21 protein-coding genes are annotated in these 26838 nt (G+C 72.0%); 15 read left to right on the forward strand and 6 right to left on the reverse strand.

What is annotated here, in order from left to right; translation table 11 throughout:
• Nucleotides 1–694: 694 nt before the first annotated feature.
• Nucleotides 695–946, reverse strand: a complete 252-nt coding sequence (locus M8C11_RS29205) for an SCO4848 family membrane protein (RefSeq protein WP_120572650.1) — start codon at nt 944–946, stop codon at nt 695–697.
• Nucleotides 947–1068: 122 nt separating this feature from the next.
• Here M8C11_RS29205 and M8C11_RS29210 point away from each other — a divergent pair, with 122 nt between their 5' ends.
• The 4 genes from M8C11_RS29210 (at nt 1069) to M8C11_RS29225 (ending at nt 5442) form a co-directional block, all read left to right on the forward strand.
• Nucleotides 1069–1512 (forward strand): PRC-barrel domain-containing protein, encoded by a 444-nt coding sequence (locus M8C11_RS29210; protein ID WP_252454611.1) that lies wholly within the window; start codon nt 1069–1071, stop codon nt 1510–1512.
• Nucleotides 1513–1801: 289 nt separating this feature from the next.
• A complete protein-coding gene (gene trpS, locus M8C11_RS29215) occupies nt 1802–2860 on the forward strand; it encodes a tryptophan--tRNA ligase (protein WP_120572648.1) in 1059 nt (352 codons plus the stop codon).
• A gap of 271 nt (nt 2861–3131) precedes the next feature.
• Nucleotides 3132–4850: an arginine--tRNA ligase gene (argS, locus tag M8C11_RS29220; protein ID WP_252454612.1), complete on the forward strand. Its 1719-nt coding sequence runs from the start codon at nt 3132–3134 to the stop codon at nt 4848–4850.
• Between the two features lie 70 nt (nt 4851–4920).
• Nucleotides 4921–5442 (forward strand): alpha/beta hydrolase, encoded by a 522-nt coding sequence (locus tag M8C11_RS29225; protein ID WP_252454614.1) that lies wholly within the window; start codon nt 4921–4923, stop codon nt 5440–5442.
• Nucleotides 5443–5586: 144 nt separating this feature from the next.
• Here M8C11_RS29225 and M8C11_RS29230 read toward each other — a convergent pair whose 3' ends face one another.
• Both M8C11_RS29230 and M8C11_RS29235 read right to left on the reverse strand, forming a co-directional pair.
• Nucleotides 5587–5880: a DUF4287 domain-containing protein gene (locus tag M8C11_RS29230; protein ID WP_252454615.1), complete on the reverse strand. Its 294-nt coding sequence runs from the start codon at nt 5878–5880 to the stop codon at nt 5587–5589.
• Nucleotides 5881–6059: 179 nt separating this feature from the next.
• Nucleotides 6060–7601, reverse strand: coding sequence for a non-reducing end alpha-L-arabinofuranosidase family hydrolase (locus M8C11_RS29235; protein WP_252454616.1), 1542 nt, complete (start codon nt 7599–7601; stop codon nt 6060–6062).
• A 553-nt stretch (nt 7602–8154) separates the two neighbouring features.
• Here M8C11_RS29235 and M8C11_RS29240 point away from each other — a divergent pair.
• From M8C11_RS29240 to fxsT, 5 genes are all read left to right on the forward strand, one after another.
• Nucleotides 8155–8328: a hypothetical protein gene (locus M8C11_RS29240; protein ID WP_013289092.1), complete on the forward strand. Its 174-nt coding sequence runs from the start codon at nt 8155–8157 to the stop codon at nt 8326–8328.
• Nucleotides 8329–8334: 6 nt separating this feature from the next.
• A complete protein-coding gene (locus M8C11_RS29245; RefSeq protein ID WP_252454617.1) occupies nt 8335–10641 on the forward strand; it encodes an FxsB family cyclophane-forming radical SAM/SPASM peptide maturase in 2307 nt (768 codons plus the stop codon).
• Nucleotides 10638–11441, forward strand: a complete 804-nt coding sequence (locus tag M8C11_RS29250; protein ID WP_252454618.1) for an aminoglycoside N(3)-acetyltransferase — start codon at nt 10638–10640, stop codon at nt 11439–11441. The genes M8C11_RS29245 and M8C11_RS29250 overlap by 4 nt, the downstream gene beginning before the upstream one ends.
• Nucleotides 11442–11570: 129 nt before the next feature.
• Nucleotides 11571–12761 (forward strand): TIR-like protein FxsC, encoded by a 1191-nt coding sequence (locus M8C11_RS29255; RefSeq protein ID WP_120572641.1) that lies wholly within the window; start codon nt 11571–11573, stop codon nt 12759–12761.
• Entirely contained in the window at nt 12758–16693 is a 3936-nt protein-coding gene (fxsT, locus tag M8C11_RS29260; RefSeq protein ID WP_252454619.1) for an FxSxx-COOH system tetratricopeptide repeat protein, read from the forward strand. The genes M8C11_RS29255 and fxsT overlap by 4 nt, the downstream gene beginning before the upstream one ends.
• Here the strand turns inward: fxsT and M8C11_RS29265 are convergent.
• Together M8C11_RS29265 and M8C11_RS29270 are read right to left on the reverse strand one after the other, a co-directional pair.
• The gene (locus M8C11_RS29265; protein WP_308212793.1) at nt 16671–17591 is read right to left on the reverse strand and encodes an alpha/beta hydrolase; all 921 of its coding nucleotides are present in this window, start codon (nt 17589–17591) and stop codon (nt 16671–16673) included. The genes fxsT and M8C11_RS29265 overlap by 23 nt on opposite strands.
• 41 nt (nt 17592–17632) lie before the next feature.
• The gene (locus tag M8C11_RS29270) at nt 17633–21136 is read right to left on the reverse strand and encodes an NACHT domain-containing NTPase (RefSeq protein WP_252454621.1); all 3504 of its coding nucleotides are present in this window, start codon (nt 21134–21136) and stop codon (nt 17633–17635) included.
• Between the two features lie 258 nt (nt 21137–21394).
• Between M8C11_RS29270 and M8C11_RS29275 the strand changes: the two genes are divergently transcribed.
• The 5 genes from M8C11_RS29275 (at nt 21395) to M8C11_RS29295 (ending at nt 25765) form a co-directional block, all read left to right on the forward strand.
• Nucleotides 21395–22729: a hypothetical protein gene (locus M8C11_RS29275; protein ID WP_252454623.1), complete on the forward strand. Its 1335-nt coding sequence runs from the start codon at nt 21395–21397 to the stop codon at nt 22727–22729.
• Nucleotides 22730–22812: 83 nt separating this feature from the next.
• Nucleotides 22813–23421 carry a class I SAM-dependent methyltransferase gene (locus tag M8C11_RS29280; protein WP_252454625.1) on the forward strand — a complete coding sequence of 203 codons (609 nt, stop codon included), beginning with the start codon at nt 22813–22815 and terminating at the stop codon, nt 23419–23421.
• 82 nt (nt 23422–23503) lie between these two features.
• Nucleotides 23504–23851, forward strand: coding sequence for a DUF1330 domain-containing protein (locus M8C11_RS29285; protein ID WP_121684383.1), 348 nt, complete (start codon nt 23504–23506; stop codon nt 23849–23851).
• Nucleotides 23848–24891 (forward strand): P1 family peptidase, encoded by a 1044-nt coding sequence (locus M8C11_RS29290; protein ID WP_252454627.1) that lies wholly within the window; start codon nt 23848–23850, stop codon nt 24889–24891. The genes M8C11_RS29285 and M8C11_RS29290 overlap by 4 nt, the downstream gene beginning before the upstream one ends.
• A 175-nt stretch (nt 24892–25066) precedes the next feature.
• Nucleotides 25067–25765, forward strand: a complete 699-nt coding sequence (locus tag M8C11_RS29295; protein WP_252454628.1) for an excalibur calcium-binding domain-containing protein — start codon at nt 25067–25069, stop codon at nt 25763–25765.
• A 41-nt stretch (nt 25766–25806) separates the two neighbouring features.
• Here the strand turns inward: M8C11_RS29295 and M8C11_RS29300 are convergent, their stop codons facing one another.
• Nucleotides 25807–26184, reverse strand: a complete 378-nt coding sequence (locus tag M8C11_RS29300) for a helix-turn-helix domain-containing protein (RefSeq protein WP_252454630.1) — start codon at nt 26182–26184, stop codon at nt 25807–25809.
• A 78-nt stretch (nt 26185–26262) separates the two neighbouring features.
• Between M8C11_RS29300 and M8C11_RS29305 the strand changes: the two genes are divergently transcribed.
• Entirely contained in the window at nt 26263–26673 is a 411-nt protein-coding gene (locus M8C11_RS29305; RefSeq protein ID WP_120572634.1) for a RidA family protein, read from the forward strand.
• The last annotated feature ends 165 nt before the right edge of the window (nt 26674–26838 follow it).

Below are 26838 nucleotides of genomic sequence, written 5' to 3' on the forward strand. Positions count from 1 at the left end.
ACCATCCTCAAAAAGAACAGCCACCAGTCCGGGGTATAAAACAATTGGCACTGGCTTTACAAGCACCCTGTTGAGTTCTCAAAGAACAACCACACACCAACCAGAAGCCCCACACCGTGGAACCCCGACCGGGGTATCTCGTTCAGCTGCCCGCCGCTCTCGCGCCGGGCACTTTTACTACGTTACCTCACCGTCTCTGCCGTGTCAAACCGTGTGTCCCGGTCTGTCATGCTTCGTACGGGTTGGCGCCGCTGAGCACGCGCAGCAGTCACCCGTTGCGCTTGATCATCGGATTTGGCAGGCCGGCCGCCCGCGGTTTCCCGCTGGCCCGTCCGTTTCCCTGCCGGTCGACAACCTTACCCGGTCGGTTCCGCTCCGCCAAATCCGCCCTGCGGCGTTTCAGCGGGCCTCGCCCGGACCGCGTCCTCGCAAGACCTCAGTCTTGGTCGGACCCGGCGCCAGCCCTGTTCGGTGCTCCCGGGCTTTCGTCCCGTTTGCCCCGTTCCGCGCTGGCAGAGAGAAAGTTACGCGTCTCCAGGTTTGATCGTCAAATCGGGGGGTAGCGGCGCGCGTCACACCCGTCCCGCTCCCGGTGATCAAGGAGTTCGCGTCCCGATTCGAGCCCTCCGAGGACACCAACTCCTTGATCACCGGAGCGAGAGCTGAGCCGGGGGTGAGGACGGGCCGGGGCGGGTCAGGCGGTGGGGCGGCGGGCGGCGCGCCATGCCCTGATGCCCAGGACTCCCACAGTCGTGCCGATGGCCAGGGACGCGGCGATCAGCAGGGCGTGTACCCACAGGAAGCCCGTCGGGCTGCCCTCGCCGACGGCGCCGGCCGACCAGGCGCGCTCGTCGTTCCAGATGGCGACCGCGAACCTCGGCCAGATCGCCCACGTCCAGACGCCGACGGCGACCAGGAACAGCGACCAACCACGTGACAGGACCATGGTCGGCCAGTATGCCAGCGGGGCCGTCCGCCCAGGTCAGGCCCGCGGCCGGCGCAGCGTGCGTTTCCGTTCCCGCCCCCGGGGCACTGTTCTGTCGAGCCGATTCGACGGAGGTGCCACCGATGCAGCCGTTCAACCCGTGGACCTGGCGGGATCCGTCCGCCCTGGCCGGTGGGTACGACCAGACCCGGCCGGACGACGTGCCGGAACAGCGCACCGGCGAGGCGGACGACGGCCCGGACGCCCCCGGCCCGGGTACGCCGATCGACCTGACCGGCTACCGGGTGGAGGCGACGGACGGCCGGATCGGCTCCATCGACGAGGCGAGCGACGACGCCGACGCGCGGTACCTGGTGGTGGACACCGGCCCGTGGATCTTCGGCAAGAAGGTGCTGCTGCCGGCCGGGACGGTGGCCCAGGTCGACCACCTGGAGCGCGTGGTGCACGTGGACCGCACCCGGGAGCAGGTGGAGGAGTCCCCCGCGTTCGACAGCGACCACTTCGCGCACCCCGACTACCGGGAGCGGGTCGGCAGCTACTACACCGAGAGCTATCGACAGCAGTAAGCCCGGCAGTAAGCGCGGCAGGAGCACTGCAGGAGGCAGCGGCGCAGGCCGGTGAGCGGATACCGTGTCAGTCATGGTCCGGCCGCGCAGCTGCCTCCCGGAGACCCGCAGCGGTCTCCCGGGCCACGCTGTCGACGGCCGGGAGCAGATCCTCGACGTACTCCGTGCCGGCGGACTCCGTTTCCGCGCCGGCGGGCGATGGCGGCGCTCGTTCTGACGAGCCCGCTCCACCGACCCGGGCGACCCGGGTCGTTTCCCCGCCAGCGAACGGCACGAAAGGCGTACGACCATGTCCTCTGCACGCATGCTCACCGGCGACCGCCCGACCGGGCGACTGCACCTCGGCCACTATGTGGGCAGCATCGCCAACCGGGTGCGGCTGCACCAGCGCTACGAGAGCTTCTTCATCATCGCCGACCTGCACATGCTCACCACGCGCAACAGCCGCGCGGACATCGAGCAGGTCGCCCACAACGCCCGCGAGATGGTCACCGACATCCTCGCCGCCGGGGTGGAGCCGGAACGGGCGACGTTCTACCTCCAGTCCGCGATCCCCGAGGTCGGCGACCTGAACACGCTGTTCCAGAACCTCATCACGGTGCCCCGGCTGGAACGGGTGCCGTCGCTGAAGGAGATGACCCGGGACGCCGGCAAGGACGAGATGCCGTACGGCCTGCTCGGTTATCCGGTCCTCCAGGCCGCCGACATCCTCTGCGTGAAGGGGCAGGTCGTGCCGGTCGGGAAGGACAACGCCGCGCACGTCGAGGTGACCCGGGAGATCGCCCGGCGGTTCAACCACCTCTACGGCGAGGTCTTCCCGGTCCCCGACATGATCATGTCGGACACGCCCACGCTCGTCGGCACCGACGGCGCCGGGAAGATGAGCAAGAGCAAGGGGAACGCGATCGCGCTCTCCGACGACGCGGCGACGGTGCGCCGCAAGGTGATGGGGATGTACACCGACCCGAACCGGGTCCGCGCCGACGTGCCCGGCACGGTCGAGGGGAACCCGGTCTTCGAGTACCACGACATCTTCAACCCGGACCGGGCTCAGGTGGCGGACCTCAAGGCCCGCTACCGGGCCGGCCGGGTCGGTGACGTGGAGGTCAAGGAGGCGCTGGCGACGGCGCTCAACCGGTTCCTGGACCCGATCCGGGAGCGCCGGGCGCGCTTCGAGGCGCAGCCCGGCCTGGTCGACGAGCTGATCGTCACCGGCACCGAGCGGACCCGTGAACAGGTGCGCCGCACGCTCGTCGAGGTCCGTCGGGCGATGGGCCTGAGCAGCGCGTACACCCAGGTGCGGCGCCGGGCCGAGCGCTACCGCAAGGCCGTCGCCACCTCGGCCTGACCACGAGCCGGTCCGGGGTACGCGCTTGCGCCGACCCCGGACCGGCCGGTTACGCTGCCGACATGGCCAGCTCGCACGCGTACCCGATGACGTCCTCCGACGTCCGGCTCGGCGCGCTGCGACGCCGGCGGTCCCGCGACCGCCTGCGCTGAGCCTTCCCCTCCTGCGACCGGCGGATCGAGCCGCCGGTCGTCATCGATCGTCCTCGCTCCGCCGTCGCGTTCCCGTCAGGTGATCCGCGCGGCGGATCCACAGCGAGATCGGCGTACTCATGGATCTTGAAAGATTGCTCACCGACCGGCTGGCGCCGGCGTTCGCGGCGGTGGCCGGCGGGCCGGTGGACCCGGCCGTGCGGCGTTCGCAGCACGCGGACTTCCAGTCCGACGCGGCGCTGGGGCTGGCCCGGCGGCTCGGCCGCCCGCCGCGGGAGATCGCCGCGGAGGTACGGGACCGCGCGGCGCTCGGCGACCTGTGCGCGGCGGTCGAGGTGTCCGGTCCGGGTTTCCTCAACCTGACGGTGGCCGGGCACGCGCTCGGCGGGCTGGTGTCCGTGATGGCCGCCGACCCGCGGCTCGGCGTGCCGCCGGTGGCCGAGCCGGAGACGGTGGTGGTCGACTACTCGGGGCCGAACGTGGCGAAGGAGATGCACGTCGGGCACCTGCGGTCGACGGTGATCGGGGACGCGGCGGCGCGGACGCTGGAGTGGCTCGGGCACCGGGTGCTGCGCGCCAACCACCTCGGCGACTGGGGCACACCGTTCGGCATGCTGATCGAGCACCTGCTCGACCTGGGCGAGGCCGGGGCGGCGCAGGAGCTGTCCATGGGTGACCTGGACGGGTTCTACAAGGCGGCGCGGGCGAAGTTCGACGACGACGAGGCGTTCCGGGAGCGGTCGCGGCAGCGGGTGGTGGCGTTGCAGGGCGGCGACCCGGCGACGCTGCGGCTGTGGCGGCTGCTGGTGACGCAGTCGGAGAGCTACTTCCTGACCGTGTACGACCTGCTCGACGTGACGCTGACCGGCGACGACTTCCGGGGCGAGAGCAGCTACCACGACCAGCTCGCCCCGACTGTCGAGGAGCTGGACCGGCTCGGGCTGCTGCGGCGCAGCGACGGCGCGGACTGCGTGTTCCCGCCCGGTTCGGTGGGCCGTGACGGCGAGCCGCTGCCGCTGATCGTGCGCAAGTCCGACGGCGGGTACGGCTACCCGGCCACCGATCTGGCCGCGCTGCGGCACCGGACCGGCGCGCTCGGCGCGACCCGGCTGCTCTACGTGGTCGGGCTGCCGCAGCGGCGGCACTTCGAGATGGTGTTCGCGGTCGCCGCGCAGGCCGGATGGCTGGCCGCGCCGGTGCGGGCCGAGCACGTCGGGTTCGGCTCGATCCTCGGCCCGGACGGGCGGATGCTGCGCAGCCGGGCCGGCGGGTCGGTCAAGCTGGCCGGGCTGCTCACCGAGGCGGTCCAGCGGGCCACCGCGCTGGCCCGGGAACGCAATCCGGAGCTGGGCGAGGCGGAGGCCGCCGAGGTGGGGCGCGCGGTCGGCGTCGGCGCGATCAAGTACGCCGACCTGTCCGGCGACCGGCAGAAGGACTACGTGCTGGACTGGGAACGGATGCTGTCGCTGGACGGGAACACCGCGCCGTATCTGCAGTACGCGTACTCCCGGGTCCGGTCGATCCTCCGGCGGGCCGGCGCGGCGGCGCGCCCGGACGCGGAGGTCTCGCTGGCCGAGCCGGCCGAGCGGGCGCTCGCCATGGAACTGGTCGGCTTCGCCGCGGTGGTCGACGAGGTGGCGGGCAGCCTGGAGTTCCACCGGCTGACCGCGTACCTGCACCGGCTGGCGGTCGCGTTCAGCGCGTTCTACGAGCGCTGCCCGGTGCTGCGGTCCGAGGGGCCGATCCGGGAGAGCCGGCTGATGTTGTGCGAGCTGACCGGGCGGGTGCTGCGGCAGGGCCTGGACCTGCTCGGCATCCGTACCCCGGAACGGTTGTGAGGCCGAGGGGTCACCGGAAGCCCGCGCGGCGGCTAGCGTGACGCATCGATCGAACGAGAGGGAGGCGACCATGGCCGATCGACGCGCGGTACTCGTTCCGGGGCGGGGCTACGACACCCGGGGTCCGCTCTTCGTCTACATCGGTGAGGCGTTGCGCCGGCTCGGCTTCGACGTGCACGAGGTGACCTGGCGGTCGATCGGGGATCTGCGCCTCGACAGCGCGCCGGAGTGGGTCGCCGAGCAGCTGGATCCGGTCCTCGACGCCGGGGTGGACCTGCTCGTGGGCAAGTCGCTCGGCAGTTTCGCCGCCCCGCTCGCCGCCGATCGGGGCATCCCGGCGGTCTGGCTGACGCCGTTGCTGACCGACCCCGCGGTACGGGAGCCGCTGGGCCGGGCAACCGCGCCGTTCCTGCTGGCCGGCGGCACCGCCGACCAGGTCTGGGACGGTGCGGTCGCGCGCCGGCTCACCCCGTACGTGGTGGAGGTCGCCGACGCCGACCATTCGATGATGGTGCCCGGGCCGCTGGCGGCCTCGGCCGAGGCGCTCGGGCGGGTCTGCACGGCGGTGGAGGAGTTCGTCGCCGGCCGTTGACGGTCAGCGGCGGCGCCGCCGCGCCCACACGCCCGCTGCCACCGCCGCGACGAGCGGCACGAGGCAGCAGAGCGCCAGGACGGACATGTGCCACGGCTTGATCGCTCCCATGGCCCGAACGATAGGCGTCGCTGTCCACAGCCGCTACGCGGAGGCTCGGGCGGCCTTGCCGTCCAGCCACAGCGTGTCGCTGTCGTCGCGGTGGGAGCCGGTGGAGCCGACGTGCTTGGCGCTGATCCTCGGCCCGTTCTTGATCACGTGGACCAGGGCCATCGCGTGTCCCCGGCCGAGGCCGTACTCGTCCTTGAGCCAGCCCACGATCACGCCGGCCTTGACGTCGGCGGTGTCGTAGCCGCGCTCCCTGGCCTGGTCGACCAGGACGCGCGGGGTCTTGCCGGTCTTGTCCTCGATCGCGTCGAGGTACGCCTGGAAGGACATCTGCTCAACCCTTCGTCCGGGAGGTGGTGACAACCTCCACCCTCCCGGGCGGCGCGGCTCCGATCAACGACGGACCGGGCCACCATCGTTGCCTCCGGGGCAACGATCGCCGGGCGAGACGCCGGAGAGCCCGGCCCGCGATCACGCGGGCCGGGCTCTCCAGATCTCGGGGTACGCGCTCAGCGCTGGAGCGTGAGCAGCCCGGGCCGGTAGGGCAGGAGGCCGTAGTCGCCGCCGGAGTTGGGCGAGCGGCCCTGGTAGAGCAGTTGGAGGTTGCAGGGGTCGACGGTGAAGGTCTGGTCCGCGGTGGTGCGGATCAGTTCGCCGTGGCTGATGTCGTTGGTCCAGGTCGCGCCGCTGTTGACCTTGCCCGCGAACGGGTTGCTCTCGGTGGCGGCCTGCGGGGTCCACGAGCCGCCCAGGCTGGTGGCGGTGAACGAGCGGAAGTAGCGGCCCTGGGAGCCGATGGCCTCGACGATCATCAGGTAGCGGGTCTGGCCCTGCAGCTTGTAGACCTGCACGGCTTCGAACAGGTTGTTCGTCGAGTCCGACATGATGGTCGTGTAGTTGGAGCCGAAGCTGCCGGGGAAGTTGCTCAGCGGCATGCTGGAGCGGTAGATCTTGCCGTTGTCACCGGCGAAGAACAGGTACATGTTCTGGTCGTCGGCGATCAGCGTCTGGTCGATCGGGCCGGTACCGGAACCGGAGATGCTGCCGGTGAACAGCGGCTGCGCCGGCGACCACCCGTTCGGGTTCGTCGGGTTCGTCGAGGTCCGGTACGAGAACGCGGTCGGCCCCCACTGGTAGGCCAGCACCCAGATGTTGCGCGGCGCGAAGTAGAACAACGTCGGCGCGACGGTGCCGGAGGACATCGCGTTCTGCGACGCCGAAGCCATCTGCGACCAGTTCGAGAACAACCCGAAGTTCATCGACCCCCACGACGACCCGGTGTCGTGCGTGGTCGCGTACACCAGGTGCTGCCCGTTGTAGGGCACCACTGTGAAGTCCTTCAGCGACACCCAGCCCGACCGCGGCTGCGCCAACGCACCCGTCGACGACCAGCGGTATGTCGACGGCAGGTTGCACGTGCCACCCGGGGGCGGCGTGGTCGGAGGCGGTGTGGTGGGGTTGCCACCGCCGCCGTCGACCCGGACGAGCTGCCACTGCTGGTTGGCGCCGTTCCAGTCGTCGTACTGGACGATGTTTCCGCCGTCGGCGGTCGAGGCGCCCTGCACCTCCACCACCTTGTTGCTGTTGCGGTTGATCAGGCGGACGTAGCCGCTGTCGGAGTCGGCCAGCCGGAACTGCTGGTTGGTCCCGTTGGTGTCGGACCACTGCACGATGCTTCCGCCGTTGGCGGTCGACCAGTTGTAGACGTCGAGCACCTTGCCGGACAGCCGTGACTTCAGCCGGTAGTAGCCGCCGCCGGAGTCGACGAACTGCCACTGCTGCTGGTTGCCGTTGTTGCGCGTCCACTGGGTGATCCGCGCGCCGTCGTTGGTGGCCAGGTTGTAGACGTCGAGCGCCTTGCCGCTGTTGCGGTTGACCAGGACGTACCAGGCGCTCGTGTCGACGCTCGCGGCGGCGGCGGGCGCGGACACGACAGCCACGGCGCCGGCGCCCACGAGTAGCGCTGCCGCGCCTGTCGCGACGACGCGTGGCAGCCATCCGCGCCGTCGTGGCGGCGACACCGTCGATGGGGACCTACCGAAAGCAAACATGTTCCTCCCTCAGATCAGACATGTTGTGAGCGCTAACAATCCGTCGAAGCGCACTGATCCCACACCCGGCCTGCCGCGCGCCCAGCCGCGCCCGCCCGGTGAGCCGCCCAAGCCGCCGCCCTGTGCCATCGACTGTGAGCGATAACACGTCGTTCGTCAAGTCGTAACAGTCGATGCCTGGCGGGCGCGTGACGCCACCGGGCCGCGCATCGAGGCGATCCGCTACGTCGGGCTGGACGGTGACCGGCCGCCTCCAGATGAGGGCGTACGACCACCTGACCGAGCCAGCCACCCCGACCCCTCCTCTGACCAGGGGATCGGGGTGGACGATTTCTGGCAAAGTCTGAACTTTCGATTCGTGGTCCAGATGGGCAAAAAGGCGCATAATTGATCCCTTACGGTCGCTCCCCCGGGCGACGACGACGCCGGCCGGCGAACCGTCCAAAAAGAACCGTCTCCCCACCGGTGGGTCGATGGTGCTGGATCCCCCAGAGGCACTAGGTTGGCCGTCGCCGCTGTGCTCGGCCGGCGTACACGAACCTAAGGAAGACTCATGACAACCGCACCCTTGCGCCAGGATGAGCCCCCGGTCTCGCTGGGCAGGGTCCGCGCGGAGCCGCTCGACCGGCTCTCCGCCGCGGACATCTCCCCCATCGTGCGCCGGGTGATGGCGGCTCACCTCGATCAGACCCGGATCCCGGCGGCGAAGTTCTCGTCGTTCATCTGATCCCCGATGGTCCCGGGGCCCGCCCGCGCGGCGCTCACCGAGTTCGTCCTCAAGGTGCACGCCAGGTGTGACCTGGCGTGCGACCACTGCTACGTCTACGAACACGCCGACCAGAGCTGGCGCCGCCGCCCGGTACGGATGACGCCGGAGGTGCTCCGGGCCGCGGCCGGGCGGATCGCCGAACACGCCGCGGCCCACGACCTGCCGGACGTCACTGTCATCCTGCACGGCGGGGAGCCGCTGCTGCTCGGCGCCGAGCGGCTGGGCGAGGTGCTCGCGGACCTCCGGCGAGTCGTCGGCCCGGTCACCCGGCTCCGGCTCGGCATGCAGACCAACGGCGTCCTGCTCTCCGAGCGGCTCTGCGACGTGCTCGCCGAACACGACGTGGCGGTCGGCGTATCGCTCGACGGCGACCGGGCCGCCAACGACAGGCACCGGCGCTTCCGGTCCGGTGCCGGCAGCTACGACCAGGTGCTCCGCGCGCTCGCCCTGCTGCGCCGCCCGGCGTACCGGCGGATCTACTCCGGCCTGCTGTGCACGGTGGACGTGCGCAACGACCCGATCGCGGTGTACGAGTCACTGCTCGCCCAGGAGCCTCCGCGGATCGACTTCCTGCTCCCGCACGCCACCTGGGACGACCCGCCGTGGCGGCCGGCGGGCGACGGCACCGCGTACGCGGACTGGCTGCGTGCCGTCTACGACCGCTGGCGGGCCGACGGCCAGCCGGTCTCCGTCCGCCTCTTCGACTCGCTGCTGTCCACCGGCGCGGGCGGGCCCAGCGGCACCGAGTGGCTCGGTCTCGACCCGGTCGACCTGGCGGTGATCGAGACGGACGGCGAGTGGGAGCAGGCGGACTCGCTCAAGACCGCGTACGACGGCGCGCCGTCCACCGGCATGACCGTCTTCTCGCACGCGGCCGACGACGTGGCGGCCGACCCGCTCCTGGCCCGCCGCCGCTCCGGCCGGGCCGGGCTCAGCGACGAGTGCCGGCGGTGCCCGGTGGTCGACCAGTGCGGCGGCGGACTCTTCGCCCACCGGTACGGCGCCGGGCACTTCGACCATCCGAGTGTCTACTGCGCCGATCTGAAAGAGCTGATCGTGCACGTGAACGAGAACCCACCAGCACCCGTCCGGCTCGACGCCGGCCTGCCCGACGACTTCATCGACCGCCTCGCGGCACTGACCGGCGACCGGATCGCCATCGGCCGGCTCGTCGAGGCGCAGATCGCCATCGTCCGCGCGCTGCTCGCCGAGGTGGCCGACCGGCTGCCGGCCGGCGGGGCCGGCGCCGACGGCTGGGAGGCGCTGACCGCCCTCGACCACAGCGCGCCGGAGTCCGTCGCCCGGATCGCGGCCCATCCCTACGCGCGGGCGTGGGCTGTCGACTGCCTCGCCGGCACCGGCACCGGCGCCCGGCAGGGACCGGACTACCTGACCGCACTCGCCGTCGCCGCCGCGCTCGACGCCGGCACGCCGGTACGCCTCGACGTACCGGTGCGATCCGGCCGTCTGCACCTGCCGACGGTGGGCACGGTCCTGCTGCCCGAGGTGGGCGACGGCGCCGCACGGGTCGAGACCGGCCCGGGTTCGCTGCGGGTGACCGCCGGGGACGTGACGGTCACGGTCCGGCCCGGGACGCCCGGGGACGCGCCGAGGTGGTGGCCGGCCCGCGTGCTCACCGCGCCGGACGTGAGCGTCCTGCTGGAGGACGGCGACCCGCACCGCGACTGCCACCGGCTGCCCGCCGGTGACCGGCTCGACGACGCCGGCGCCGCGCGCTGGGCCGAGACGTTCGCGGCGGCGTGGCAGGTGATCCGGGACGAGGTGCCGGGCCACGCCGAGGAGCTGCGCGCCGGGCTGCGGGCCGTGGTGCCGCTGCGGCGCAGCGGCACCGGTGTCAGCGAGGCGTCGACCGCGCGGCAGGCGTTCGGCGGTGTCGCGGCCACGGAGACCGACGCCGGATCGCTCGCGGTGCTGCTCGTGCACGAGTTCCAGCACAGCAAGATGAACGCCCTGCTGGACATCTGCGACCTGGTCGACGGCACCCGGCCGATCGACATCACAGTGGGCTGGCGGCCCGACCCCCGGCCCGCGGAGGCCGTCCTGCACGGCATCTACGCGCACGCGGCGGTGGCCGACATCTGGCGGATCCGGGCCGAGCGCCAGGTCGACGGCGCGCAGGCGGTCTACCGCCGGTACCGCGACTGGACGGCCGAGGCGATCGGCGCGCTGCAACGGGCGGACGCGCTCACCCCGGCGGGATCGCGGCTGGTCCGGCAGGTCGCCCGCTCGATGTCCGGGTGGCCGTCGTGACCGCCGCCCGGACCGCGTACCGGGCCGGCACGCTCGCCGCCGACCTGCGCGCGCTCGGGCTCGGCCCCGGCGACGTGGTGCTCGTGCACTGTTCCCTGCGTGCGCTCGGACCGGTCGACGGTGGCGCGGACACCCTGGCCGCGGCGCTGCGCACGGCCGTGGGCCCGGCCGGCACCGTCGTGGTCCCGGCGCAGACCCCGGACAACTCGGTGAGCAGCGCCGCGTACCGCGCCGCGACCGCCGGGCTCACCGACGAGGAACGCCTGGCGTACGAGGACCGGATGCCCGGCTTCGACCCGGCCGTCACACCGTCGTTCGGGGTCGGCGCGTTCGCCGAGCACGTACGCCGGCTGCCCGGCGCGGTCCGCAGCCGGCACCCGCAGACGTCGTTCAGCGCGTGGGGGCCCCGGGCGGAGGAGCTGATGCGCGTCCACGACCTGGACTCCCACCTCGGGGAGCGGTCCCCGCTGGCCGCCCTGGAGGCGGCCGGCGCGTGGACGCTGCTGCTCGGTGTCGGTTATGCGACATGCACCGCGCTGCACCTCGCCGAGTACCGGTTGCGCCGCCCGCCGCAGCGGCGTCCGTACCGCTGCTACGTGGTGCGCGACGGCCGCCGGGAACGGCTCGACTTCGAGGCGCCGCACCTCGACGCGGCCCTGTTCAGCGAGATCGGCGCGGAACTGGACCGGGCGGCGTTCACCCGGCACGGGACGGTCGGCGACGCGCCGGCCCGGCTGCTGCCGATATCCGGCGCGGTGGGCGCCGCCGTGGCGTGGATGGACGCCCACATCGGACGGTGAGGGCCTGGTAACCCGAGCGCAACCTCTCTACCCTGATCGATAGACGCCGTATCGTGTCGACCGGGGAGCAGCGCGTGATCATTGGCGGTTGGGGGTCAGGCGCACTTCCCGTGGAACGGTCGTGTCGCCGTGACCTCTGAGCGGCCCGCGCTGCCGGGCCCGCCCTATTTCTTCCTCAGCTACGTCCCCCCGCCGACGCACAACGACCGCACCCCGGGCGACCACTGGGTCCGCCGCTTCTACCACGATCTCAACCTGGCGATCGACGGCCGGCCCGGCGACCGGTTACGCCGGCAGGGTTTCGCCGACTTCATGGTGCGGCCGCCGGACGACCGGACGGAACGAAAACGCACCGCACTGGCCGAGGCCGAGGTGTTCGTGCCGCTGTACTCACCGGACTACCTCAACCGGGACGACTCACGCCGGGAACGGGAGTGGTTCCGGCAACGGCTGATCCGGGCCGGCCGCCCGCCCGACGGCGACAACATCCTGCCGGTCCTGTGGATCCCGTCGCCCGCCGCCGTGCACGCGCCGGACCAGGCCCGGGCGGTGGCGATGGCCGCCGACGTGGACGCGTACGCCGCGAACGGGATGAGCGCGCTCTGCCGGCTCCAGAAGTTCCAGCACGCCTACAAGGAGGTGCTGGGCCGGCTCGCCCAGCACATCGTCGACACCGCCGAGCAGACCCCGCTGCAACCGGCCGAGCCGCCGACCGGCCCGACCGACCTGCCGTCGTCGCCGACCAGCGAGGTGCCGTTCCGGGCGGTGGTGATCGCGCCCGAGGAACCGGCGGAGGCGGGCCGGCTCAACGGGCGGTCCGACACGCACGCCGGCCGGTGGCGCCCGTTCCGTGACCGGCCGCCGGTGGTCGACGACGTGACCGACGCGGTGCAGCGACTGCGGATGCCGATCGACGTCCGGGACTTCGTACCCGATGCCGGGCTGTTCCGGGGCTGCCCGGGCGTACTCATGATCGATCCTCGGGTGGTCGAGACGCCGGACGGTGCGGAGGCCGTCCGCGCGGCCGCGGCCTCGCTGCACCGCTGGGTGGGCGTCGTGGTGATCATCGAGGACTCGGCACCCGGCCGCCGCTCCCACGCGGCGGTGCTGCTCGACCGGGCCATCGCGATCTTCCCGGCCGCGGCACGCCCGCTGGCGATCACCACGTACGACGACTGGCGGGCCGGGATCCACGGCCTGGTCGACCGGATGCGCCGCCGCTACCTGGAGGCGAGACCGGCCTACCCGCCGCCGGGACGGCCGATCAGCAAACCCCGGCTCTGGGAGAACCCGCCGCCCGACGAGGGAGTGGACACATGACCCGACGCGAGGGACAGGTCGTCACCTTCTACTCCTACAAGGGCGGCACCGGCCGGACGATGGCGCTGGCGAACGTCGCCTGGATCCTCGCCGCCAACGGCAAGCGGGTGCTCGCCGTCGACTGGGACCTGGAATCCCCCGGCCTGTCGCGCTTCTTCGCGCCGTTCATCGACCGGGACGCGCTGGAGAGCACCGGCGGGGTGATCGACCTGATCCGGGAGTACGAGTGGGCGACCACCACCAAGCAGGACAAGGGCGACGACCGCTGGCACGAGCAGTACGCCCGCGTGCACAAGTACTCCTTCTCGCTGAACTGGTCCAACTTCCCCGGCGACGGGACGCTCGACTTCCTCGGCGCCGGCCAGCAGAACAACGACTACGCCGGCGCGCTCGCCGGGATGAACTGGGACGAGTTCTACGAGCGGCAGGGCGGCGGCTACTTCTTCGACGCGCTGCGCGCCGACATGAAGCGCAACTACGACTACGTGCTGATCGACAGCCGTACCGGGTTCTCCGACGTCGCCGACATCTGCACCATCCAGCTGCCGGACGTGCTGGTCACCTGCTTCACCCTCAGCGAGCAGGGCATCACCGGCGCGGCCAAGGTGGCTCGGCTGGTCGAGCACCGCTACGGGTCGCGGCGGATCCGGGTGCTGCCCGTGCCGATGCGCATCGACCCGGCGGAGAAGGTCAAGGCGGACACCGGTCGGGCGGTGGCCCGGCAACGCTTCAGCGGGCTGCCGAGCGGGATGAGCGAGGCCGACCGGGACCGGTACTGGGCCCGGATGCAGGTGCCCTACCAGGCGTTCTACGCGTACGAGGAACTGCTCGCCACGTTCGCCGACCAGCCCGGCGTCAACGGGTCGCTGCTGTCCGCGTACGAGGTGCTGGCCCGGGAGATCACCCGGGGCGAGGTGGAGTCGCTGCCGCCGATGAGCAGCGCGGTACGCGAGCGGGTCAACGCCCGGTTCACCCGTACCTCCAACTCGGTGGAGAACGAGATCCTGCTCCGGCACGCCCCGTACGACCGGGTGTGGGCGGAGTGGATCGGTCACCTGCTGGTCTCGGCCGACGTCCGGGTGACCGACCCGTGGTTCACCGACGACGAGGCGCCCCGGACGGCCCGGGAGCTGATCATCGTCTCCGAGTCCAACGCCAACGAGGAGGCGGTGCTCGCGGCGCCGGACCGCTCGCCCGACCAGGTGCCGCTCGTCGTCTACGTCGCGGACGTGCGGCGCCTGGCGAACGTGCCCGCCGCGCACACCGTCTCGGTGGCCGGGCTGGAGGCGCGGACCGCCGCCGCGCGGATCCTGCGCCTGGTCGGCCGCGAGGGCGTGCCCGCCGATCTGGAGCTGCCGACCGGTCCCCGGTTCCCCGGCCGCGACAACACGGTGTTCGAGGTGCCGGGCCGCAACAAGCGCTTCACCGGCCGGGAGGCGGACCTGCGCGAGCTGCGGACGCTGCTGCGCAGCAGCCCGAAGGTGGTGCTCTCCGGCACCGGGCCGGTGGCGTTGCAGGGCATGGGCGGCATCGGCAAGAGCCAGCTCGCGCTGGAGTACGCCCACCGCTACCGCGCCGCGTACGACATGGTGTGGTGGATCGACGCCGACCAGGTGCCGTTCATCGAGTCGGCGATCGGTGACCTCGCGCCCTACCTGGGCGTTCCGTCGTCGGAGTCGAACCGGGAGAACGCCCGGCTGGTGCTCCAGGCGCTGCGCCGCACCGACCTCCGCTGGCTGCTGATCATGGACAACGCGGACGAGATCGAGGGCGTGCTGCCGTACGTGCCGGACGGCAAGGGCCACGTCCTGATCACGTCCCGGAACCTCCAGTGGGTCGAGCGGGCCACCACCGTCCAGGTCGACGTGTTCAAGCGCGCGGAGAGCATCCAGCACCTCACCGAGCGGGTGCCGAACATGCGCGTCGACCAGGCCGACCGGATCGCCGCCCTGCTCGGTGACCTGCCGATCGCCGTCACCGCCGCCGCGGCCTGGCTCGCCGACACCGGCCACTCCGTCGACAGCTACCTCACCGAGATCGCCAAGTTCGGTCCGGGCGCGGTGATGGAGCCGAACAGCAACGTCTCGGTGGAGGCGACCTGGGAGCTGTCGCTCAACCACCTGCGGACCCGCAATCCGGCGGCCTACCGGGTGCTGCAACTCTGCTCGGTGTTCGCGCCGGAGATCTCCGCCGACCTGGTCTACAGCGACGAGTTCGCCGAGGCGCTGGTGCCGTTCCACCCGCAGGCCAAGGAGCGGCTGGTCCGCCAGCAGCTGGTGCAGCAGGCCAATCGGCTCGCCCTGGTGCGGGTCGACCTGCGGGCCGAGAACCCGGCCGGCGGCGAGCGGGGCCGGGGCGGCCTGGTGCTCATGCACCGCCTGCTCCAGCACGCCGTCCGGTCCCGGATGACGGAGGCGGAACTCGACGAGGCACGCCAGCAGGTCCACCTGGTGCTCGCCGCCGCCCGGCCCGAGGGCGAGGTCGACGACCCCGACGGCTGGCCGCGGTTCCGCGTCATCTGGCCGCACCTGGAGGCGTCCAAGGCGCCGCTGAGCCGCAAGGTGGAGGTGCGGGCGCTGATGATCGACCGGGTCCGCTACCTCCAGTTGCGCGGCGACCTGGAGACCGGCCGGCGGCTCGGGCAGGAGGTCGCGCAGACCTGGGAGCAGATGCTGGCGGAGGAGACCGACCCGCGGGCGCGCGACGACCTGCGCCGGCAGTTGCTGCACCTCCAGTTCAACCTCGCCAACATCCTCTCCTTCCTCGGGCAGTTCACCGAGTCCCGGGCGCTGGACGAGGAGGTGCTGGCGGCCCAGCGGGACCTGCTCGGCGAGGACCACCCGCACACGCTGATGACCGCCGGCGGGCTCGCCCGCGACCTGCGCGGCATGGGCATGTACAACGAGGCGCTGCGCCTGGACGAGATCACGTTCAACGCGTGGAAGCGGAACTTCACCGAGGAGCACCCGCGTACGCTCGCCGCGCTCAACAACCTCGCCAGCACGCAGCGCCTGATGGGCGACTTCCGGGAGGCCCGCAAGAACGACGAGATGGTGCTGGCCGGGCGCCGCGCGATCCTCGGGGAGAACCACCCGGACACGCTCGCCTCCTCCGCGTACGTCGGCATCGACATGCGCGACGCGGGCGACTTCGAGCAGTCGGTCACCCGGCTGCGCAGCGTCCACCGGGACCTGCTGCACACGGCCGGGGCCGAACACCTGATCACCCTGCGGACGCAGACGAACCTGGCGGTGTCGTTGCGCGCGGCCGGGCACGCGGTCGAGGCGGGCAAGCTCCTCGAAGCCGCCTACGAGCTGCTGAACGAGCGGTTCGGGCCGGACAACCCGGAGACGCTCACCTGCCGGCTGAGCCTGTCGATCAACCTGCTCACCGTCGACCTGTTCCAGCGCGCCAGCCGGGAACTCACCGAGGTGCACCGCATCTACCAGCGCAACCTCGGTCCGGCGCACCCCCTGACGCTGGTCTGCATGGTCAACCTCGCCATGGTGGCCCGCCGCGCCGGGGACTTCGCCGAGGCCCGGCAGCTCGCCGGCCGGTCCGCCGACTCGCTCGCTGGCGTGCTGGGCAGCGGGCACCCGTACCCGCTCTCCGGCTGGATGAACCAGGGCATCTGCATCGCCGAACAGCCCGACCCGCCGGAGGGCCGGGAGGCCGCGGACGTGGAGGCGCTGAGCCTGCTGCGGCGTGCGCACGACGGGCTGGTCCGGATCCTCGGTCGCGACCACACGAACACGCTGCGCTGCCGGGCGAACCTGGTGGTGATGCAGGAGCGGGTGGAGAGCGGCCGGCGCGCGGAGCTGGAGGCGGTCACCCGTGAGCTGACCTACCGGCTGGGCGAGAACCACCCGGCCGTGGAGGCCGCCCGGGAGAGCCGGTTGCAGCGGCGCATCATCGACCCGCATCCGATCTGACGGCGGTCCGTTCCAGCGGGTCGGCCAGCCAGGCGAGGATCTCCGGCAGCACCTCCACCGCGCCGAAGTGCGCGCTGCGCGGCTGGACGTGCAGTTGCGCGCCGGGGATCTGTTCGGCCAGCCAGCGGGTGTGGCTGGCCGGGGCGAAGTTGTCGTCGGCGCCGTGCCACAGCCGGACCGGCATCCGGATGTCCGTGAGCGTGACGCCCCAGTCGGCGCGCAGCGCGAGCACGTCGTCGATCCAGCCGTGCGGCCCCTGGCGCAGCGCCTCGGCGTAGGCGTCGGTGAGCTGCCGGCGGATCGGCACGCCGGCCACCACCCGGCGGTCGGCCTCGGTCATCTGCTCGACCAGCAGCGCGAGCAGCGAGCCCGGGTCGTCCATGGTCCGCTCGGCCCGCAGCCGCAACTGCTCGGCGAGCACCGGCACGTCGCGCTCGGCGGCGCCGTAGTCCCGCACGTTGGCGTCGGTCATGCCGCCGAACCAGTCCAGCCCGGCCGCACCGGCCGGGGCGAGACCGACCAGGACGGCGGTCCGCCGGACCCGATCCGGCAGCAGCGCGGCGCAGGCCAGGGCGTGCGGGCCACCACCGGAGCGCCCGACCACAGAGAACCCGTCCAGGCCCAGGTCGTCAGCGATGGCCGCGACGTCCGCGGCGGCGTCCGCGACCCGGCGGCCGGGCAGCCGGCTGGAACCGCCGTAACCCGGCCGGTCGTACGAGATCAGCCGTACGCCCAGCCGGTGCAGCACGATGGACCGTGGCCGTGGACCGTTGCGGCTGCCCGGTGTGCCGTGCATCAGGAAGACCGGCCAGCCGCGTTCCGCCCCGGCGATGTCGACCGCCAGGTTCCTCCTTCCCGTTCGGACGATGTGCTCTCGGTGCCGGGGCGAGTGTGCCAATCGGGGCCTCCGAACGGGTGGTGGCGGTACGGGTGGCGTGGTCAGACCGCCTCGGCGGCCGGGATCTGGCCGGTGTGATCGGACGGGCCGGGCCGGTCGGACCGGTTGGACCGGCCGGCGGACGGGTCGGACGCGGCGAGGACGCGCAGCGTGTCGAGGGCGGACGCCAGCGAGACCTCGGCCGGCACCCGGTCGTAGGCCCGCAGGTAGTCCAGGAGCAGCCGGCACAGGCTCGCCTCGTCGAGGAACTCGTCCGGCAGCCGGTGCGCGAGCAGGGCGTGCATCGTCCTCGGCGGGATCTTCGGCCAGGCCAGTTCGGCGTACTCGCTCAACGCCATCAGCAGCCACAGCGCGGTGCGGTTGTCGACCCGGGCGGCGGCGAACTGCTCGGCCATCTCGGCCGACACCACGCCGTCCTCCAGCGGCAGCTCCGCGAGCCGGTCCTCGATGTCGGCGAGCACCCGGCGGACCCGGGGCACGTACCGCTGCGGCAGCCGGTGGAGCCCGTGCCGCAGGATCAGCGCGTGCAGCACCGCGTGGTCGTCGGTCGTGCCGAGCGAGTCGACCAGTTCCGGGAACTCGTCGATCAGGTACGGGCACGAGATGATCAGCTCGGGCGGCGCGGTCGGCGAGTCGGGCAGGCGGCTCAGCGCCACCCGGGTCAGCCCGCACACCACCTCGCGGGGCAACTGCGCGCCGTCCTCGGCGAGGCACTCCAGCAGGACCGTGGCGCTCGTGCTGGACACCGCCTCCGGTGACTCGACGGCACGCGCCCACAGCCGCCGGTAGCTGCGCTCGTCGTACAGGATGAGCTGGTGCAGGGACGGCACCGGCCAGCGGCGGGTGGCCAGCGACACGAGGTCGGCGTGGAACCGGCCGGCCTCGAAGCTGTCCGGCTGCTGGCCGCGCCACGTCCGCGCGCCCGCCTGCAACTGGCCGTAGGTGGTGATGTCGCCGAGCAGCCGCGCCTCCTCGGCGGCCACGTTCACCGTCTCGCCCCGGCCTTCGCGCCGCCGCTCGGCGATGATCCGGCCGTCGGCGTCCCGGCCGAGCCAGCTGATCATCGCGAGCTGGCCCTTCTCGTCCAGTCCCGCCCGCCACAGCCGGACCGTCGACACCCAGGTCGCCTCGTCCATCAGGTCGGTGTGGCGTACGCCGTCCGGCGACACCAGCGCGGCGAGCGCGACCAGGTTCGCGGTGTACGCGGCGAGCAGCCGCACCGGGTCGTACGGCGCGGGCCGGTAGCCGTCCACGCCGGCCAGGTTGGTCCGCTGCCGGGCCTCGGCCAGCAGGCCGGCGATGGTCTCCACGATCCCGTCCCGCTCCTCCGGGTGGCGGGAACTGAGCTCACGGGCGAAGCCGACCACCGCCTCCCGCTTCACCAGCGGCTGGTGGGAGAGCAGCGCGCGGAACTGGCCGGTGTCCAACTGGTAGCCGAATCCCGCCGGGCTGCGGGTGTGCCGCCGCAGCTCGGCCAGGCTCCGCAGCGCCCCGATGACGTACTCGGCGATCAGGAAGTCGCCGATCGTGGTGTGCAGGAACTCGTACGTGCGGCGGGCGTCCTCGCCCTGCACGTCGTCCGGGCCGTACACCACGAAGAACGCGGCGGTGACCAGTTGTTCCGGGCCGAGCACGTCGCCGAGCTCGAACCGTGAGCCGTCTCCGGGCCCGGAGCCGAAGCAGTCCAGGTCGAGGCGGAGCGCGGCCCGGTTCACCAGTTCGCGGTTGCGGTTGAACATGGCGAACGCGGTGATCGCCAGGTCGCGCCGGAGCTGGTGCTCGCGGGCCTCCCGCTCGTGGGGCGGAAGGGCGGTCGGCGCCTTCTCGCTCACCTGCCGCCTGATGAACGCGGTGAGCAGGCCGGTGAACAGGTCGGACCGGGAGATGGTGACGCCGGGACGGCGGTCGGCCCAGTGCTCGTTGTAGTAGATCGCCAGCAGCGTGAGCAGCAGCGGCTGGCGGGCCAGCTCGCCGTGCGACAGCAGTTCCCGGGCGGACAGCCGGCGGTAGCCGGGGCGGTCCTCGTTCGCCGCGTTGACGGCGGCCAGCCAGGCCGTCACCTGGGCGTCGGTCAGGTCCTCCAGCCGGACCAGCACGGTGCCCTGCGGCACGCTGGCGCGGTCCATCACCAGGATCCGGGACGTGATGATCGGGATGACCGAGTAGCCCAGATCCCACTGGGCCTCCTGGAACTCGGCCACCCGGTCGATGTACTGCGAGTGTGCCGTGCCGGTGACCTGCACGAGTTCGTCGAACCCGTCGAAGATCACCACGACCGTGGTGTGCTGGGTGGCCCGGCGCAGGTCCGCCCAGCGGATGCGCTCGTCCATCACCTGCTCGATCGCCGCCTCGATCTGCTCGGTCGGCGACGAGTCCCCGGACATCCGCCGCAGCGGCACCACTATCGCGGTGAACCGGCTCGCCGGCAGCCGGGCCGCGATCACCCGGGTCAGCAACGTCTTGCCGGCGCCCGGCTGGCCGAGCAGCAGCAGCGGACGGTGCAGGCTCGCCGGGTCGGTCAGGTACTCGGAGAGGAACCCGACGAGGTCACCCCGGCGCGGCTGGTCATCCCACCAGCGCTCCCGCTCCGGTGACGTGTGCTTGCCGTACTCGGCGGCCCGGAAGTCGGGGCTGATGAAGCCGCTGTCCACATTCGGCAGCCGCAGGTGGAAGTCGACGTCCTTGATCCGCAGCAGCGGCTGCCGGAACACCGCCGCGAGCGAGCCGGTGAGCCGGTCCAGTGATTCGCGGAGCAGGTCGGGCCGGTCGGCGGCCACCGGGCCGGACAGCTCGGCGAGGTTGCGGTAGAGCTGCGCCAGCGCGTCCAGCCGGGCCGAGACCTCGGTGGTCAGCGTCCGGTTGTCGATCAGGTTGTGCTCGATCGCCTGCCGGATCATCCGGAACCCGAACTCGGGGAGGTCAGCGGCGAGCCGGTCGAAGCGGTCCTCGTAGTGCCACATGGCCCGGCCCACCACGCGGGAGCGCATCGACGTGAGGTCGAGCCCCCGTCGCACCGACGGCCAGGCGGCGAGGCCCTCGCAGAACGCGATCGTGGCGTCGTACAGCTTGACGTAGGCGGCCTCGACGTCCCGGCGGGTGTCGTCCATGCCGTGCACGGACGAGGGCAGCGGGAAGTAGCCGCCGTCGATCTCCTGCGGAAGCGTGTGGTGGCGCCGCTCGGCCGGCACCATGCCGACCTTCTCCTCGTCGGTCAGTTCCAGCCTGTCGAAACCCGGCCCGACCTCGTCGCGGAAACCGTCGAAGAACGCGGATAGGGCCAGCACGGTATGGCTGGCCTCCAGCAGCTCGTAATACGATTTCCCGCCGGTCGCCCGGATGCGCCCGGCCTGGTTTCCGGTGGCGTCCCGGACGAGCTGCATCAGCGCGTTCTTCGGGCCGAGCAGCGCGAGTGCCGTCCCCTTGGAGAGGGCGCCTGCGCCCAGGATCCCCGCGCTGACGACCTTGTCGGTCTCGGTGATGCGCGCGCTGCCCGGGGCCAGCAGTCGTAACGCATCTCGATAGCTGAGGCTCGAACGGCGCGGCATGCCGCCCCTTTCGCCGTTGACGGCCGGATCTCTGTCAAGGATAGAAACTCCAGTGACGGAAAGCTATCTATCCCTCACTTTTCGATGTCGATCCCGTCGAAGCCTCCTGAGCGGTCCACCGCTCGCCACCCCCGCTTGACGGGGACATTTACACCCTTTAGCTTTGCATGACGTCAGACGTAAGACGTCTTCACAGCATCACTCCTGGGCACGCCTCACACGCCCCCGTCCGACGTCTCCCCTCGAAGGACAAACCACATGAAGCTGTCGGCCCTCGGCCGCATCGCCCTGGCCACGGGTGTCACAGTGCTGACCGTCGGCGTCCTGCCCGACTCGGCGCAGGCCGCCGCCCCTTCGGTGAAGCGGAAGATCCTTCCCGTCCTGGTGGAGTTCAGCGACGCCTCGTTCCAGTTCCCCGACAAGGTGAAGGCGTCCACACCGGACACCTACTTCGGGTCGAAGAAGGACTCCGCCGCCTCGTTCCTCTCGGAGGTGTCCCGCGGCAGGTACACGGTGGTGCCCGCCGTCACGGGACAGTTCCTCGGTCCGATCACACTCGACCTGAGCGCCGCCGGTTGCCCACACGGCCAGATCAACACCATGACACGGGCTGAACTCGCCAAACGCGGCCTGGTCGCCGGCGAGGACTACGACAACCTCTCCATGGTCTTCCCGGCCCAGAAGACGAACTGCCCCTGGGCCGGGCTCGCCACCCAGCCCGGCCCCACCACCTGGATCAACCTGTACGGCACGGCCAGCGGGATCGACGTCGTCGGACACGAACTGGGACACAACCTGGGCTTCCGGCACCAGGGCCGCTTCCTGTGCACCGGCGGCGACCTGACCGCGTGCAGGTCCGAGGGTTCCAGCTACAAGAGCATCATGGGCGGAGGCGGCTACCGGTCGGGCTTCACGTCACCCGAGATGATCCACGCCGGGTGGCTCTCCGACAGCACCACCAAGGTCACCAAGTCGGGGATCTACACGCTTCGTCCCCTGCACGGCACTGGCAGCGGGACGCGGGCACTCGACATCGCGCTGGGCAAGGACCGGCTCGTCCTCGAGTACCGCCACGCGGCGGGCAGCTTCGACGCGACGATCGAGGGTGTGCACGCCTACCGGGTGCCGACCGGCACGTACAGCGGCGCCTCGCTCATCGACACCACGACGGCGAACAAGACGGCCGCCAACGACGCGCCGGCCGACGTGGACGCCGTCAAGAAGCTGACGGACCGAACGAACCGGGTCTCCGTGGCGGTCGTCTCCTCCGGCAACGGCACGGCGAAGATCAAGGTCGCGCTCAACGGCGACTCACTCGCCGCCGTCGGAGCCCCCAAGGCGAGCCCGTCCCCGACGCCCACGGCGAGCGTCTCCCCCACCCCGGGGGCGAGCGCGTCCCCGACCGCCGGGGAGGTCGCTGCCGGTGACGCCGGAGCGACCCCTGACGGGTCCGCGACGGCGGACCTCGCCGCCACCACCACCGGCACCTCCCGGACGGGGCTGCTCGCCGCCGCCGGTGCGGTGGCGTTGGTGCTGGCCGCCGTCGTGACACTGTTCCTGACGCGCCGTCGCGGTCGCGGTAAGCACGCCTGACGTCGCTGTCCCCGGCACGACCCGCGTCGCGCGACGCCCACCTCCGCACCGGCCATAGGCGTTCGTACGCCTATGGTCGGTGGGTGGGCAACAAACAGGTTCGGCAGGCGTACAGCGCGGTCGCGCCGCTCTACATCGAACTGTTCGGCACCACCGGCCATGTCCACGCGGACGACCTCGCCCTCATCGGCCGCCACCTGACCGTCCGGACCGGCCCGGTGCTCGACCTCGGATGCGGACCGGGCCACCTCACCGACCACCTCCGTTCGCTGGGCGTCGACGCCACCGGGATCGACATGGTTCCCGAGTTCGTCGCGCACGCGCGGGCGACGCATCCGGGCGGCGTCTACCGGCTCGGGTCGCTGGACGACCTCGCCGTCCCGGACCACTCCGTCGCCGGCATCCTCGCCTGGTACTCGCTGATCCACCTCCCGCCGCCGGATCTCGACGCGGTGCTGGCCGGGTTCCGCCGCGCGATCGTCCCGGGTGGACCGCTCGTCGTGGGCATCTTCGTCGGTGACGAGATGGGTGTCTTCGACCACAAGGTCGCCACCGCGTACCGCTGGCCGGTGGACGAGTTCTCCGCGCGGCTGCGGCAGGCCGGGTTCGCCGAGGTCGAGCGCCTGACGCGCCTGGACGACGACGCCCACCGCCCGCACGCCGCCGTCGCGGCCGTCGCGGCCGGCGGTTGACCCGCCGGCCGTCCCGGGCGAGCGCGGACGGTCACCGCCGTGGGAAGATCAACCTTCGGAGCCCGACGGCCGGAAGGACACAATGCCTGCGTACGTCATCGCCCACCTCCAGGACGCCGCCCCGCACCGGGACATCGCCGAGTACGTCGAGCGGCTTCCGGCCACCTTCGCCCCGTACGGCGGCCGCTTCCTCGTGCACGCCACGCCGCACGAGGTGAAGGAGGGCAGCTGGCCCGGCGCCGTCGTGATGCTCGGCTTCCCGGGGGCCGCCGAGGCGCGGGCCTGGTGGGACTCGCCCGCCTACCAGGAGATCGCGCCGCTGCGCTCGCGGCACATCGAGGGCGACATCATCCTGGTCGAGGGCGTCCCCGACGACTACTCCCCGACCGGCATGGCGCAGGCGATCCGGGCGTCGCTGCCAGACGCGTGACCCAGGCCGGCCGCCGCTCCCGCGACCTCGGGATCGTCGTCGGGTCGCTGCCCACCGGGCCGCACAACGCGATGACCGACGTCCCCGGCGTCCTGGTGGGCCACACCACCGTCGACGACGGCGCCGACCTGCACACCGGCGTCACCGCGATCGTGCCGGAACAGCTCGGCCCCGGACGGTGGACGCTGCCCGCCGCGGTTTACGCCGGCAACGGCCACGGGAAGCTCGTCGGCTCGACCCAGGTGGACGAACTCGGTGTACTCGAATCCCCGGTCGTGCTGACCGCCACGCTGTCGGTGTTCCGGGCGGCGGACGCGCTGCTCGGGCACCTGATGGAGCGCCGGCCGGACGGACTGTCGTTCAACCCCCTGGTCGGCGAGACCAACGACGGGCACCTGTCGGACATCCGCCGCCGCCCGATCACCGAGACGCATGTGCTGGCCGCCGTCGCGGGAGCGACCGGCGGACTCCCCGCCGAGGGCTGTGTCGGGGCCGGCGCCGGCACCACAGCCCTGGGCTACAAGGCGGGCATCGGCACCTCGTCCCGCACGGTCCGGACCGCCGGCCGCACCCACACTGTCGGCGCGCTGGTCCAGTCCAACTTCGGCGGCGTCCTCACCGCGCTCGGCGTACCGCTACCTGTGGACGAGCTGGTCCCGGCCGCCGACCGGACCGAGCCACCGGGCAACTCGTGCATGATCGTGGTGGCGACCGACGTACCGCTGGACGCGCGACAGCTCCAGCGGCTCGCCCGCCGGGCGGTGTTCGCCATGGCCCGGGTGGGTGCGTCCTTCAGCAACACCAGCGGGGACTACGCGATCGCGTTCACCACGTCGGATCAGCCGCCGATCCCGGACGCCGCGATCGATCCGGTGTTCGCCGCCGTGCTGGACGCGGTGGAGGAATCGCTGCTCAACTCGCTGTTCACCGCCGTCACCACGACCGGCGTGGGCGGTCGTACCAGTCACGCGGTTCCCCATCGGGCGGCGGTCGAGCGGCTGGCGGCGGCCGGACGGCTCACGGCCCGGCCGTACGCCTGATCCATTGCGCCTCTCGCCGTAGGCCGTTCGGCGAGGCGCCGGATCCGATCATCCGCGGCATCGATGCCGATGCTCCGGCCGCTGCCAGCCGTTTCGTCGCTCATCGCACCGGTAACGGCCGGTCTGTCGGCTGAGCGACACTCCGGGCCGGGCACGTCGCCCCAGACTGCCCGCTGTGACCGAACTCCCTCCCCAGAACCAGTGGCACGGCCAGGCTCCGCCGCCGTACCAGCCCGGCATGCCGTTCGCGTCACCGCGACCGTCGTGGTGGCGCCGACAGCCGGCCGCGATCAAGGTGCTCCTCGTCAGCGGCGTCGCGGTCCTCACCTGCTGCGGCGGGCTGCTCGGCATCGGCATGGCCGCCGGCCCGGCCACCGAACCGGACAAGGCACCGGAGAAGGCGGTGGCCCAGGAGGTGCCGACCGTGGCGGCGCCCACCACCGCGGCCCCCACGCCCGAGGTCAGCACCGTCTCGCCGGAGCCGTCGCCGTCGCCGACCACGGCGGCGCCGACCACCGCGAAGCCCGCGGCGAAGCCGAGCCCGCGCAAGACCACGGCGCCCGCCGTCTACTACAAGAACTGCGACGCCGTACGCGCAGCCGGCAAGGCGCCGCTGCGGCGCGGCCAGCCGGGGTACCGGACCGGGCTGGATCGCGACCTCGACGGCGAGGCATGTGAGCCGGGCGGCGGCAACGGCGACTCCGGAGGCGGCAGCACGGGCGGTGGTGGCAGTTCGGGCGGCGGCGGCAACGACCCGCGCTTCGGCACCTGCAAGGAGGCGAACGCCAACGGCTACGGCCCGTACCGGCAGGGCAAGGATCCCGAGTACTACTGGTACATCGACCGGGACAACGACGGCACGGTCTGCGAGTGACACCCGGCGCCGGGGCGGACCGTACGGTGCCGCCCCGGTCGTCACTCCAGCTCGTCGTCGAACGCTCTGCGGGCGCGCTCGATCTGCCCCATGTGCGCGTCGGCCCATTCGAGCAGGACGTCGACCGGCGCACGCAGGGTCTTGCCCAGCGGGGTTATCCGGTACTCGACCGCGACCGGGCGCGTCGCCACGACGTGCCGTTCGACGATGCCGTTGCGTTCGAGTCGCCGCAGGGTCGCCGTCAGGGACTTCTGCGTCACCGCCGGGATCGCGCGGCGCAGCTCGTTGAAGCGACAAGGGCGTTCGCACAGCTCGTTGAGGACGCTCAGCGACCACTTGTCCAGCACCTGATCGAGCAGCTCGCGGTGCGGCGCGTCGATGCGCAGCTCGGCGGCACCTCGGCTCGAGGTATCGCTCATGAAACCAGGTCTCCTTGAAGTGTCCTTCGTCAACTAGGTATCAATGGTAAACCTAAGTTGTCCTGCGGAGGAGAAACGATGCCCGTCACCCGCTTCAGCCCTGACGGCCTTCAGCCGAACACGCCGTACCACCACGTGGCAGTCGCCACCGGAGCGCGCCACATCCACGTCAGCGGCCAGGTCGCGCGACTGGGCGACGGCTCACCCGTCGCGCCCGGTGACCTGGCCGGGCAGGTCGCGCAGGTGCTGCGCAACACCGGCCGGGCGCTCGCCGGCGCGGACGCCTCGTTCGAGGACGTGGTCCGGCTGACCTTCTACGTCACCGACTGGACGCCCGAGAAGATCGGGCCGTTCATGGCCGGCATCGAGTCGGTCGCCGAGGAACTCGGCCTGCCGTGGCCGCTTCCGCCGGCCTCGCTGATCGGGGTCGACCACCTCTTCGAGCCCGACGTGCTGGTGGAACTGGAGACGACCGCGATCGCGCACTGAGCGCGCCCTCCCGATCCAGATGGTCGCGGCGATGGCACCGAGCCGTGTTGCCGTCGACTCATCGGGTGCACTGCCGGGGGTGGGGCGGGGGCTGGGGGCGGTGGCGTAGGGCCGAGGTGCGGCCGGTGTCCAGGACGCAGACCAGGCGGCGGTACGCCTCGGCGA

Source organism: Micromonospora sp. CPM1 (assembly GCF_023896895.1).
Taxonomy (GTDB): Bacteria; Actinomycetota; Actinomycetes; order Mycobacteriales; family Micromonosporaceae; genus Micromonospora; species Micromonospora tulbaghiae.